The organism is Clostridium paraputrificum (genome assembly GCF_900447045.1).
Classification (GTDB): domain Bacteria; phylum Bacillota; class Clostridia; order Clostridiales; family Clostridiaceae; genus Clostridium; species Clostridium paraputrificum.
The window spans coordinates 509,506-522,616 of sequence record NZ_UAWH01000014.1; the positions used below are offsets into that span (position 1 = coordinate 509,506).

A 13,111-nucleotide genomic window follows, 5' to 3' on the forward strand; every position below is an offset into this window, starting at 1 on the left:
GGAGAGAAATATGATTAAGAAAATTAATTTAAAGAGGAAAGATGGTAAGATAATACAAGGAATATTAAAGAAGCTTGATGAATCATATATTAATAGGATTATGAGGTTTCAAGATGAAATTGTTGAAGGACTTGAGAATAAAGAGTTATATTTTCCAAGTAAGGAGGAAGAATTCTTACAATTTATATCTAATAAAGGAAATATAATTGGATGTGTTACTGAAGATGACGATCTTATAGCTATAGGTGTATATTGCAAATTAGGCTATGATGAAGATAACTACGGCTATGATATTGGAATTAATGGAGAGGAACTATTAAAGGTAGGACAAATTGAATCAACATTAGTAAAAGAAAGCTTTAGAGGCAACAAGCTACAAAAGATAATATGTGAGTTATTAGAAGATATTGCAAAAGAAAATGGCACCTTAATTATGAGTGCCACTGCTTCACCGTATAATCCTTATAGTGTAAATACATTTTTAGATTTAGGCTATGAAATAGCTAAAGATAAAATTAAGTATGGTGGATTAAGAAGGTATGTATTGGTGAAGAGATTTAGTTAGATGGAGATGATAAAGTGAGTAATATGAAAGATCCAAAATTTAAATCTAATTTGTTATTAGCTACCTATGTAGTTGTACTAGCCTTTATATTCATAAATATTAAATCTGTAGGAAACATATTTGGTTCTACAATGGGAATGTTAAAGCCATTTTTAATAGCTATATGTATAGCTTTTGTACTTAATATACCAATGAAATTTTATGAAGAGAAGGTTTTAGATAAGGTTATAAAGCAACCTAAAAAGCGTAGACCTTTGGCAATAATATTAACTATTATTACAATAATAGCAATTGTTGTTGGGCTAGTACTATTTATAATTCCTCAACTTGTAGAAAGTGGATCAACTTTGGTAAAGAACATACCTGATTACGTTAAAACACTAGAAATGTTTATGGCAGAACATTTCAGTAAAACTGAAGTTTTTGATGAACTTTGGAATCAGGTTTTATCTATGGGAGAAAATATAATAAAAGTTGTTGGACAGGTTACAGGAAGTCTTGTTAGCCAAGTAGTAGATATAACTGTTGGGGTTACATCAACAATAATTAATTTCTTTATGGGAATATTAATAGCTATATATATTCTTTTAAGTAAAGAGAAGTTAGGAATACAAGCAAAGAAAATTCTTTATGCATTTTTTGATAGAATTAAAGCAAATAAGGTTATGGAAGTAGCTAGAATATCACATGATAAGTTTTCTAAGTTTATAACAGGTCAATGTATTGAAGCTGTTATATTGGGTGGATTATGTTTTATTGGTATGACTATCTTTAGTATGCCATATGCCTTACTTGTAAGTACAATAATAGGTGTAACAGCATTAGTGCCTATATTTGGGGCATTAATAGGTACAATACCTGCTGCATTTATAATTTTCATGGTTGAACCAATGACAGCAGTATGGTTTGTAATTCTTATAGTTGTAATTCAACAGATAGAAGGAAACTTAATTTATCCTATGGTTGTTGGAAATTCTATTGGATTATCTGCAATTTGGGTATTACTTGCTATTACAGTAGGTGGAAGTACATTTGGTATTTTAGGTATATTAATAGGAATTCCTTTATTTGGAGTGTTGTATACTTTACTTTCAACTATAACTAATAGTAAGTTAAAGGAAAAAAACATAAAGGTGGAAGACATAGATTAGGTAAAAGTTACTAGTTATGAGGTACGAGGTAAGAATGGAAATAAAGAGACTCTGCAGTTTTTGTAGAGTTTCTTTTTGAATAAGAAAGGATAAGCGTTTTACTTTCTTGGAGCGTAGCTATGTAACAAGCAAAATAAATATCCACTCCACTTTTTTCTTAATTAATTATTTATTTCTGGAAACAATAGTATTGAAGTGTTTTTAGGAGTGATGTTATGAAAAAAGACAGGTATATGTTTAAGTTTATATTAGCACTAATAGTTGCATCTTTAATATTATATTTAATTAATTATGCTATTTTTAAAGATTTACACCATATAGGAATGTTTTTTACAGAGGATTTGGCTTTTATTCCAATTGAAGTATTAGTAACTGTATTAATTATTGAAAGAGCATTAGAAAAAAGAGAAAAGAAGCATAAATTACAAAAGATAAACCTTTTAATTGAGATTTTTTTCGAAGAGGTTGGTAATCAACTGTTAAGGACAATTGCAAAAAGAGACAATGGTTGTGATGAATTGTGCTCTGTTATACCTAAAATAGGGGATAGTATTATAAAGGATTTTAATGAGATAAAGGAAAGAATTGAAAGATATAGTTGTAAATTAAATTTTAATAAAGAAGATATAGAGGATATTTATACTAATCTAAATGAGAATAAAGAGACATTATTTAGATTTATAGAGAATCCATACTTAGATGAACATGATATTTTTACAGATTTATTACAAGCAGCAGTACACTTACATAGTGAGATAAAGCTTAGAAAAAGCAAGGTGGATTTAACAAGTGAAGATATATCTCATTTAAACAGCGATATTTTAAGGTTATATAAATATTTAACTAAGGAATGGATAGTTTATATGAAATATATTGAAAAAGAATATCCATTCCTATATAGTTTTGCTTTAAAGAATATTCCCTTTAAGCAATGTTAGTTAAATAATTCTTTAATTTTATCAAGATTTTCTATAGCCATTTTATAGCCGTTATTATAACCCTCTCTTAATTTGTTAACATCTTTTTCGAAGCTTTCAATAGATTGTTCTAAAGTGGGTCTTATAATTACGGCTTTTCCTTGAGCTTCTAATTCCTCACAAAAACGAATAGTTTCATTATAATGATTATGTCTAGTTAATAAAGGTTCTTTTAAATTTGGATATTTCTTTCTAAATAGCTTTGAAACTATAATATTTCCTTTGCTAAGTTTTTTTCTGTATTCTTTTGGTCTTGTAAGCACTATTAAATGTTTTTCATTACCATCATCAATAGCTTTCTTTATTGGAACAGGGTCACATATCCCCCCATCATAGTAATAACTATTATTAATTTTAATTGCAGGAAAGAATAGTGGAATAGCACAAGTAGCTCTTAAAATTGAACATTTATCATCTAATTCTTTTCCATCAAAGTATTCAGTCTTACCAGTTATAGCATTGGTAACGCCAACTAATACTTTTCCTTCATATTTTTGATAAGTTTCCATATCAAAAGGAGATAGTTTACTTGGAATTTCTCCATAAACAAAATCTAATCCAAAAAGGCTTTTACATTTTAGAAAATTTCTTAGTCCCAAATATCGTTTATCATTTCTATATGTTATAAGTATATCAAGGTTTCTTTTCCTTTGTTTTGATATATATGATACCCCATTTGTAATACCAGCAGAAACTCCTATACAATAAGGAAACATAATATTATTATCTAATAAAGCATCCATTACTCCGGCACTAAATATAGGTCTAAAGGTACCACCTTCCAAAATTAAACTTGGCATAACTCCTCCTTAAGTGTAAAAAAAATTCAATACAGGAATTATATACTTTTTTTAACAGTAAATCAATGCACGAACAAAATAAAAGCTATCTAGGTAAACTAGATAGCTTTAAAATTATTCAAAAACTATTTCCTTAAAGAATTGAGGTACATGGAATGCAGGTTCTGGAACTGTGATATCTGCCCATGTTCCAAAGTGAGGAGTAGTTGTTTTGTCTCCACACTTAGTAAAGTTTCCTTTTATAATTTTACCTGATTTAGCTTCAAAACTTGGGAAAAAGGCCTTTATAAAGTCAAAAGGTATTTTATATTCTATAGTCCAAGGTTTAAAGTTATCAAAGTCGTTAATATTTTTATCATTAACATCTGCTTTTATTTCAAAATAATTAGGGGTTATATAATCCATACAATGTCTTACTGGCGGTTTGTCATCTAATTGAAGTAAAAGGTTCCCCCTAGCAGTTATTTCAAAGTTAAAATATCTTTTATCTTTTTCAGGTTCAGGTAAGAAAAAGAATTCTACACAGCTATCATACCATGAAGGTCCATTAAATTCTTTAACTTCAATTCTAACTTTTTCTTCACAAGAGGTAAATTTAACTCTTATTTCTTCATTTGTGTAGCAAAGTTGAACTTTGGTTTTAGGCATATATCCAGTAGTGTCCCATGGATAGTTATTAATATTGATAGCTTCAATATTATCCCAAGTGCTTGAATCAAAATTTTCTGAATTAACCTTTTTTATAACGTACATAAAAACAATCCCCCTAAAATCACCAAAATAAAATTGTATTATAAGGAAATTATACCAATAAAATAAATATAATAATAGTGTTTATGTAAAGGTAAGTCAATTAATTGGTTAATAGTGAAAAGTTGAATGGATATTTAGTAACAAGATATTGAAACCCTTATAACAATTCACTATTAACACAAATCTTATTCTGCTGTATCTATAAAATTAAATTTCTTAACATCAAATATTCCTCTATCAGTAATCTTTATATCTGGAATTACAGGTAAAGATAAAAATGAAAGAGTTAAGAATGGGTTAAAGTTTATTGTTGGAGCAATCTTTTTTATAGAATTATGAAGTCTTTCTAAATCATTCATTATTGAATCAATAGAGCGGTTAGTAATTAACCCGCCAATTTCTAGCTTTATAGAAGAAAGTACTTTACCATCTTCAACAACAATAATTCCTCCACCAATTTCTTTTAGTTTTTCAATTGCAAATAGCATGTCTGAATTATTTGTTCCAACTACTATTAGATTATGGGAATCATGAGCTATAGTAGTTGCAATAGCTCCGCTTTTTAATTTCATTCCATTAATAACTCCAAGCCCTATATTTCCAGTTCCTTTATGACGCTCTATAACAGCAACTTTAAGTAGATCTTTTTCTATATCAGGAATAAATTTATCACTTAGAGAAGAAATAGGTTCTCTTAAATGTATTGTTTCTAGCTTGTTTGGAATTACTTTAATTACATTAATAATGGATTTGTTACATAGTGTAATATCTAGCTTATCCTTTGAAAGAACCTTTATATTTAAACTATTTGTTGTTTCAATTTTAGGGGTAGGTATATTATTTTCAACAAGGATACCATTATCCACAACAAGTTGTCCATCTTTGTAAACTGATTGAATCTGGAAGTTTTCTAAATTATTTAGAATAATAAAATCTGCTCTATAGCCAGGAGCAATAGCGCCTAAGTCATTCAGTTTATAACATTCAGCAGAATTTAGTGATGCCATTTGAATAGCTGTTTCTGGATTTAAACCTGTCTTTATTGCATATCTAATAGAACTATCAATAGAACCATTTAATATTAAGTCATCTATGTGTCTATCATCAGTACAGAAGCAAAGTCTTCGGCTATTTTTTATTGAAGCAATCTTTATTAATTCCTTCAAATTTTTAGCTACAGTACCTTCACGAATTAGTACATACATTCCACGTCTAATTCTATCAGTTACTTCCTTTTCCAGATGACATTCATGGTCAGTTCTTATATTTGCAGTACAATAAGCATTAAGAGTTTCTATATTTAATCCAGCACCGTGTCCATCTATTCTAAGATTAAGAATTTTAGCATCATATAATTTATTAATCATATCTTCTTCACAATTAACTACAGAAGGGAAGTCCATAACTTCTGCTAACCCTAATACTCCATCACTAGAATAGAGTTTAGATAGATCTTTACTTGTTAAAATTGCACCTGAATTCTCAAAAGAAGTTGCAGGTACGCAAGAAGGAAGCATAAAGAAAAAGTTAAAGGGTAGTCCTTCACTTAGTTTTAGCATAAGTTTTATACCATCTAATCCAAGAACGTTTGCTATTTCATGGGGATCGGCAATTAATGAAGTTACACCATGAAGAAGGGCAGCTTTGCAATATTCAACTGGAGTGGTTAGGGAAGATTCAATATGAGCATGAGCATCTATTAAACCAGGGCATATATACTTGCCAGTACCATCGATAATTTCATTTCCATGGTATTTTCCAATTCCAACAATATACCCATTTTTAATCCCTACATCTGAAATGAAGGTTTCTTGTCCAAAGACATCAATTATAGATATGTTTTTTATTACTAAATCACAAGGGATACTTTTATTTGCCCCTTTTATTTGTTCAATAAAATTAAATTTGTTCATATAATCCACCTCTATTAATTTTATTCAACCCATGAGGCATATATACTTAATTAGCCTAGTAATACTATTTACGGTAGTATTGTAGATACGCTCAAACCATATTATTGAGCTTATAGGTTGATATTGTTTCTGATTATAACTACAGAGATGGATTATGTCAAAGGTAAAATTATACTTATATTAATTTAATGCAAACAGGGGATGGGACCTCTATACTTCCAACATGATTAATTAATCTACCAGTGTCTTCAGAAATTTCGAAAATAACCAAAGAGGAGGAATCTTGATTAGTAATAAGTATATATTTGCCGTCCTCGCTTATAGCAAAATCTCTAGGGCATGATCCAAAGGTAGGCTTATGCTCTACTAATGATAAGGATCCAGTTGCATTATCTATTTTAAAGCAAGCTATTGAGTTATTTCCTCTATCTGAAGTATAAATAAATTTGCCATTTGGATGAATATGTATAGCAGCTCCAGATTTTACCCCAGTATATTTGTTTGGCAGTGTTGAAAGTATATTTATTAGCTTTAAATACCCCTTATTATATTGAAATGAGGCTATTTCAGAAGATAATTCAGTTAAAACATAGATAAATTTACCATTTGGGTGAAATGCTAAATGTCTAGGTCCACAACCTTTACTAAATTTTACTCTTAAATCTTCTCTTTCAATAAAATCATTTTCTTTAATCTCATAGAGATTAATATAATCTTGTCCTAGGTCTACTGTTAAAAGAAAGTTTTCATCTAGGTCAAGGTTGGCATAATGAATATGAGGGGTATTATTGGTGTGGGTTAATGTCTTTATGGGTTTACCTATTCTGTGATCATCTTCAATAGGATAGACATTAATTTTATTATGGTGATAGTTTGCAGTAAAAATTAAGCCCTGTTTATTAGAAAAATTAATATAGCAAGGTGGATTTTCTGTTTCAAGAACAGAATTTATTTTTTCAAGAGATAGGTTTTCTTTTATTTTGAAAGAAGTTACTCCTCCTAAATCATTATCTTTAGAAACTGAATATAAAATATTATTTTCCTTATCTACAGCTAGATAAGATGGTTTTTCGATTTCATAAGCTAAAGCATGTGTTTTAAAAACTTTGTTTTCACAATCAAATTCAAAATTATAGATTCCTCTACTGTCCGTATTTGTATAAGTTCCAATAAAACCTTTTAAAATAGTTTTATTCATGCAATCACCTCCAAATATTTCCATATAATTATATCATAAAAGGAAATGATTTGTATAACCACTTCTTGGAAGATATAATAGTTTTATTATGGTAGTAATTATATCAAAGAAATAAAAAGGGGGATGACATTATGCCATTAAAAATTAATAGGGAGTTACCAGCATACAAAGTATTAAGTGGGGAAAATATATTTGTAATGAATGATGAAAGGGCAGAAACACAAGATATAAGACCATTAAAAATAGCAATTTTAAATTTAATGCCTAAGAAAATTCAAGCTGAGAATCAATTATTAAGATATTTGTCCAATACTCCATTGCAAGTGGAAATTAAGTTACTACAAACTAAAAGTTATACATCTCACAACACGCCATTAGAGCATTTAAATAAGTTTTATAGCTATTTTGATGAGGTTGTAAATGAGAAGTTTGATGGATTAATAATTACAGGTGCACCTGTTGAGCAGATGGAATTTCAAGATGTTGCATATTGGAATGAATTAAAGGAAATAATGGAGTGGAGTAAAAGCAACGTTTATTCAACTTTACACATATGTTGGGGAGCTCAAGCAGGGTTATATTACCATTATGGAGTGCCAAAGTATCCATTAGAAAATAAGATGTTTGGGGTTTTTGCTCATAGGGTGTTAAAGGAAAATGTTGAATTAACAAGGGGGCTTGATGATACCTTTTTTGCACCACATTCAAGACATACAGAAATAAAGAGTAAGGATATAGAAAAGGTTAAGGAATTAGAAATACTTTCAGAATCTGATGATGCGGGAGTATTTATTGTTTCTACAAGTGACTATAGAAAGGTATTTATTACAGGACATTTAGAGTATGATAGAGAAACCCTAAAAGATGAATATTTTAGGGATAAAGAAAAGGGATTGGAAATTTGTATTCCTGAAAATTATTTTCCAAATGATGATACAACTTTAGAGCCAGCGATGTCTTGGAGGGGCAGTGCCCATATAGTATTTGCAAATTGGTTAAATTATTGTGTATATCAAAATACACCATTTAATATTAATGATATTAGAAATGATTAAAGAGGAATAATTATGAAGTATTTTGAAGAAGCAAAGTGCATACGATTAGCTAATAATAAATTGAAAATAACATGGGAGGAACCTAAAAATTCCCTTGTAAAAATATATTTAGAAAATGATGATGAGGAACTATTAATAGAAAGAATTGAGAATAGTAATGAGGTTATATTTACAGATCCAGATAATAAAAGAAGATTATTATTTCTTTTAAAATCTGAGGGGTACAATTCTGAATTAGTTGGAGAAAAAATACTTCCCTTTGTAGGAGTACATCATTTTAGGGATATAGGTGGATATAGAACTATAGATGGCAGAAGAGTTAAATGGAACACATTTTATAGGTCAGATAAATTATCAGATTTAACAGAAGAAGATATTGAATATTTTAAAGCTTTAGGTATAAAAACAATCTTGGATTTAAGGTCTAAGGGCGAGGTGTTATCTTCACCTGATCCTTATATTGAAGGGCTTAAATATATAAATATTTCTGGTATGTCCGAGTTAGATAATAATAATGGAAACTTTGATATGATATCTATTTTTAATCAAAATTATTTAGAGCATTTTGATGGAAAGAAGTTTCTTATGAATGGATATAGAAGTGCTGTTTTTAATAATCTTGCTTATAAAGAATTAATAGATTGTATGGAAAATGAAGAAAGAATGCCTATTTTATTTCATTGTACTGCTGGAAAGGATAGAACTGGGTTTGCTTCTGCACTTATCTTATTAATTCTTGGAGTTCCAGAAGAAACTGTAATTAAGGATTATTTATTAAGTAATGAATATAGAAAGAGTAAAAATGAAGAAATAGTTAAATCCATAAAAAAGTTATCTAATAATCCTAAACATTTTGAGCTATTAAATATGATGCTAGAAGTAAGAAGAGAATATATAGAAGCGTCATTTAAAGAAATACGGGATAAATATGAAAACATAGATAAGTACTTAGAGGTAGAGTATGGATTAAGTAAGACAAAGAGAAGAGAATTAAAGAAAAGATATCTTTATTAGAATATTGTTACAATAAAGAATAAAATTTGACAAAATTAAATAAAAATATTATAATTACTCCAATTTTTAATATATAATTTGAATTATACTAAAGAAAATGGAGTGGATTACGTGGAACAGAAGAGAGAAAAATTTTCATCTAGTCTTACTGTGTTTTTTGCTACCTTAAGTTCAGCTGTAGGTTTAGGTAATATATGGATGTTTCCGTATGTTGTAGGTCAAAATGGAGGAGCAGCTTTTATAATTGTTTACTTAGGGTGTGTATTATTGATTGGTTTACCAACATTAATAAGCGAATTTATAGTAGGTAGAGGAACAAGAAAAAATGTATGTGGAGCTATATCAAAAGTTACAGATAAGAGAAGGTTTAAATCAATAGGATATATAGCGGTATTATCAACATTTTGTATGCTATTTTTTTATACAGTAGTTGCAGGATGGGTGTATTCATATGTTTTTAAAGCCTTATTTGGTGTACTTAAAGGAGTTACAGCAGAAGAGGCTGCACAAATTTTTAACAGTACAAGCTTAGGACCTATTTCGCCGATTATATGGCAGGTTATAGTTTTAGTAGTTGCAGGCTCTATATTAGGTATGGGAGTTAAAAGTGGTATAGAAAAGTTAACCAAAGTACTTATGCCAATATTAATGGGACTATTAATACTATGCGTATTAAGAAGTTTAACTCTTCCAGGTGCATATAGTGGTATAGAATTTTTATTAAAGCCAGATTTTTCTAAGGTAACAGTAAGTGTAATTTTATCAGCCTTAGGATTAGCTTTCTTTAAGTTGTCTGTAGGAACAGGTACTATGGTAACATACGGCAGTTATTTTACTGAAGATAATAATTTAATCGGAACAGCAGGAAAGGTTGCTATAGCTGATACTGGGGTATCATTGCTTGCAGGACTTGCTATTTTTCCAGCAGTTTTTTCTTTTGGACTAGCTCCAACTGAAGGACCAGGATTATTATTTAATACCGTGCCATTAATATTTGCAAAAATGCCAGGAGGAAGTATTTTATCAATAATCTTCTTTGGATTAGCCGCTATGGCAGCAACTATGGCAACTATATCTTTATTAGAGGTTCTTATAGCTTTATTTACTGAAGAACTGAAAATTTCAAGAAAAAAATCTATAATAATAAATATTTTAATTATTGTTTTAATTGGTTCACTAGCTGCATTATCAGCTAATCCAGATGGAGTTTTAGCAAATATAAAGATTTTTGGGTTTACAATATTTGATTCATTAGACAAGTTTGTTTCTAACATATTATTGCCTATTAATGGGTTGCTAGTGATACTTCTTTTAGGATATGGGGTATCAAAAGATTTTATAATAGAGCAATTAACTAATAAAGGAAGATTAAAAAATCAAAAAGTAGTTAGTTTGTTGACGTTTGTAATAAAGTATGTTACACCTATTCTAATATTAATAGTATTTGTTAAAAGTTTCGTTTAACAAATGTGTAAGATATTGTATAATAAAGAAAAGTCCATAGTAGGACTTTTCTTTATTTATGCTTTATCGTGGAAGTAGGGGAGATAAAATGGATTATAAGATATTAATTTGTGATGACGAAAAAGAAATATTAGAGTTAATAGAGCTATACTTAGGAAAAGAAGGGTATAGTGTGGTAAAAGCAAGTGATGGACAAGAAGCCATTGAAAAAGTAAAAAACGATACTAATTTTGATTTGGCAATTGTAGATATAATGATGCCTCGTGTAGATGGGTATAAGGTGATTAAAGAGATAAGAAAACTATACAATATACCAATAATAATGCTATCAGCCAAGAATCAAGATTCTGATAAAATATTGGGCCTAGATTTAGGTGCAGATGATTATATTACAAAACCATTTAATCCTTTAGAATTAGTAGCTAGAGTTAATGCTCAGATAAGAAGGGTATATAAATTAAGCGCTAAACAGAATGCTTCTCCTAAGATAGTTATAGGAGATATAGAATTAGATACATATAATGTAAAACTTATAGTTAGAGGAAAAGAAGTAGAAGTAACATCTATAGAGTATGGAATATTAAAGTACTTGATGGAGAACGCAGGTAGAATATTAACAAAGAATCAAATTTTTGAAGCAGTGTGGAATGAAGCGTTCTTAAGTGGTGACAATACTATAATGGTGCATATTAGTAGACTTAGGGATAAGATAGAGGAGGACTCTAGAAATCCTGTATATTTAAAGACTGTTAGGGGTCTTGGATATAAGTTCGAAAAAAGGTAGAGTACTATGAGAAAAAGAAATGATAAACTCTTAATCTCTTTATTTAAAAATTATATTACATTTGTAATAATATTAGCTAGTATATTTTTCTTAGCATACACCTATTTAGGATATAAAATGTCCAAGTCTATGGAGGACAGAGGGGCGCCAGTATTAGATTTGCTTCATGGTAAATATGATGATTACTCTAAGTTAAATGAAGATGTATTAATAAAACTTGAAGGTTTTATTGAAGTTTTAGATAGTAAAAGAAATGTTATTCATAGGATGGGGAAAGTACCCAAATATGAATTGTTAAAGGATTCTTACTCTGAATTTGAGTTGTTGCAGGCAATTAGTATGAGTGATGAAGATGAAAGATATTTTGTGTTAGTTGACACAGTAGAAGAGGATAATGATTTTAAAACTATATTGATTAGAGTACCAGAAGATAAAGTTTCTTTAGCTATTAATATATTTTCTGTACCCTATAGTTTAGGAAAGCCATTATTTAAACTTTATATAAAGGTTATAAGTATAGCACTAGTATTTTTTATAATTAGTATTGTAGCCTACAGTATTTGGACGGCTAAGAAGTTTAAGAAGCCATTAAGTAAAATAGATAATGCATTAGGAAAAGTTATAGAAGGTGATTATGAAGAAAAGTTAGTTTTAGATGGGGAGAAAGAGTTTATAGTAATAAGTGATACAATTAATTATTTAATTGATAAGCTTAAAGCAAGTAGAGAAGAAAACAAAAAACTTGAAGAAAGCAAAACAAGAATGTTAATAGACTTATCTCATGATATTAAAACACCTATTACTACAATAAGAGGATTTTCAGCAGCATTATATGAAAATCTTATAGAAGAAGAGGAACAAAGAAAGAGATACTATAAAACTATATACAACAAATCAGAAAAGGTTGGGGAATTAGTAGATGACCTTTTTGAGTTTGTAAAGTTAGAGAGTGTTCAGTATAAGCTAAAATTAGAAGTTGTAGATATTTGTGAGTTTTTAAGGCAGTTAATTGCTGAATACTTTGATGAAATAAGTGAAAGAGAATTTGATCTGGTAGTAAATATTCCAGAAATAGTAATAGAGTTAAAGATAGATAAGAGATTGTTTAAGAGAGTTATTAGTAATCTAATAGATAATTCTTTAAAGTATAATCCATCAGGAACTAGGTTAAAAATAGAGCTTAGGGATTTGGGGAGATCTATTGTTATAGAAGTTTCAGATAATGGAGTAGGAATACCGGATGATATAAAAGATACACTTTTTGATCCTTTTGTAAGAGGAGATTCTAGCAGAAAAAGCGATGGTGGTTCTGGATTAGGATTATCTATTGCTAAGAAAATAGTAGAAAACCATAATGGTGAAATTTCTATAGTAAAAAGAAAAAATGATGACAAAACTATATTTTATATTAGAATGAATAAATACTAAAAAGGTCCT

The 13,111-nt window shown here is 29.0% G+C and carries 12 protein-coding genes and 1 riboswitch; of the genes, 8 read left to right on the forward strand and 4 right to left on the reverse strand.

Translation table 11 applies throughout. The annotated features are described in order from the left end of the window. Positions 1 to 10 precede the first annotated feature (10 nt). The 3 genes from DR024_RS07395 (at position 11) to DR024_RS07405 (ending at position 2,654) form a co-directional block, all read left to right on the forward strand. On the forward strand, positions 11 to 565 hold the full coding sequence (locus tag DR024_RS07395) for a GNAT family N-acetyltransferase (protein WP_027099318.1): 555 nt from the start codon (positions 11 to 13) through the stop codon (positions 563 to 565). Positions 566 to 588: 23 nt separating this feature from the next. Then, positions 589 to 1,716 (forward strand): AI-2E family transporter, encoded by a 1,128-nt coding sequence (locus DR024_RS07400; protein ID WP_027099319.1) that lies wholly within the window; start codon positions 589 to 591, stop codon positions 1,714 to 1,716. A gap of 215 nt (positions 1,717 to 1,931) precedes the next feature. Beyond that, positions 1,932 to 2,654, forward strand: coding sequence for a hypothetical protein (locus DR024_RS07405; RefSeq protein WP_027099320.1), 723 nt, complete (start codon positions 1,932 to 1,934; stop codon positions 2,652 to 2,654). Here DR024_RS07405 and DR024_RS07410 read toward each other — a convergent pair. From DR024_RS07410 to DR024_RS07425, 4 genes are all read right to left on the reverse strand, one after another. After that, entirely contained in the window at positions 2,651 to 3,493 is an 843-nt protein-coding gene (locus DR024_RS07410; RefSeq protein ID WP_027099321.1) for a patatin-like phospholipase family protein, read from the reverse strand. The two genes, DR024_RS07405 and DR024_RS07410, sit on opposite strands and share 4 nt — an antisense overlap. Positions 3,494 to 3,607: 114 nt before the next feature. Next, the gene (locus tag DR024_RS07415) at positions 3,608 to 4,246 is read right to left on the reverse strand and encodes a carbohydrate-binding family 9-like protein (RefSeq protein WP_111918430.1); all 639 of its coding nucleotides are present in this window, start codon (positions 4,244 to 4,246) and stop codon (positions 3,608 to 3,610) included. A gap of 185 nt (positions 4,247 to 4,431) precedes the next feature. After that, the gene (gene ade / locus DR024_RS07420; RefSeq protein ID WP_027099364.1) at positions 4,432 to 6,159 is read right to left on the reverse strand and encodes an adenine deaminase; all 1,728 of its coding nucleotides are present in this window, start codon (positions 6,157 to 6,159) and stop codon (positions 4,432 to 4,434) included. Between the two features lie 36 nt (positions 6,160 to 6,195). Next, positions 6,196 to 6,297: riboswitch (purine riboswitch) on the reverse strand. 37 nt (positions 6,298 to 6,334) lie between these two features. Then, positions 6,335 to 7,357: a lactonase family protein gene (locus DR024_RS07425; RefSeq protein WP_034866969.1), complete on the reverse strand. Its 1,023-nt coding sequence runs from the start codon at positions 7,355 to 7,357 to the stop codon at positions 6,335 to 6,337. A 131-nt stretch (positions 7,358 to 7,488) separates the two neighbouring features. Here DR024_RS07425 and metA point away from each other — a divergent pair, with 131 nt between their 5' ends. From metA to DR024_RS07450, 5 genes are all read left to right on the forward strand, one after another. Further along, positions 7,489 to 8,412, forward strand: coding sequence for a homoserine O-acetyltransferase MetA (metA, locus tag DR024_RS07430; RefSeq protein ID WP_027099366.1), 924 nt, complete (start codon positions 7,489 to 7,491; stop codon positions 8,410 to 8,412). A gap of 12 nt (positions 8,413 to 8,424) precedes the next feature. Continuing rightward, a complete protein-coding gene (locus tag DR024_RS07435; RefSeq protein ID WP_027099367.1) occupies positions 8,425 to 9,426 on the forward strand; it encodes a tyrosine-protein phosphatase in 1,002 nt (333 codons plus the stop codon). A gap of 111 nt (positions 9,427 to 9,537) precedes the next feature. Further along, the gene (locus DR024_RS07440) at positions 9,538 to 10,890 is read left to right on the forward strand and encodes a sodium-dependent transporter (RefSeq protein WP_027099368.1); all 1,353 of its coding nucleotides are present in this window, start codon (positions 9,538 to 9,540) and stop codon (positions 10,888 to 10,890) included. Between the two features lie 88 nt (positions 10,891 to 10,978). Beyond that, positions 10,979 to 11,674, forward strand: coding sequence for a response regulator transcription factor (locus DR024_RS07445; RefSeq protein ID WP_027099369.1), 696 nt, complete (start codon positions 10,979 to 10,981; stop codon positions 11,672 to 11,674). Between the two features lie 6 nt (positions 11,675 to 11,680). Next, a complete protein-coding gene (locus DR024_RS07450; RefSeq protein WP_027099370.1) occupies positions 11,681 to 13,102 on the forward strand; it encodes a HAMP domain-containing sensor histidine kinase in 1,422 nt (473 codons plus the stop codon). The last annotated feature ends 9 nt before the right edge of the window (positions 13,103 to 13,111 follow it).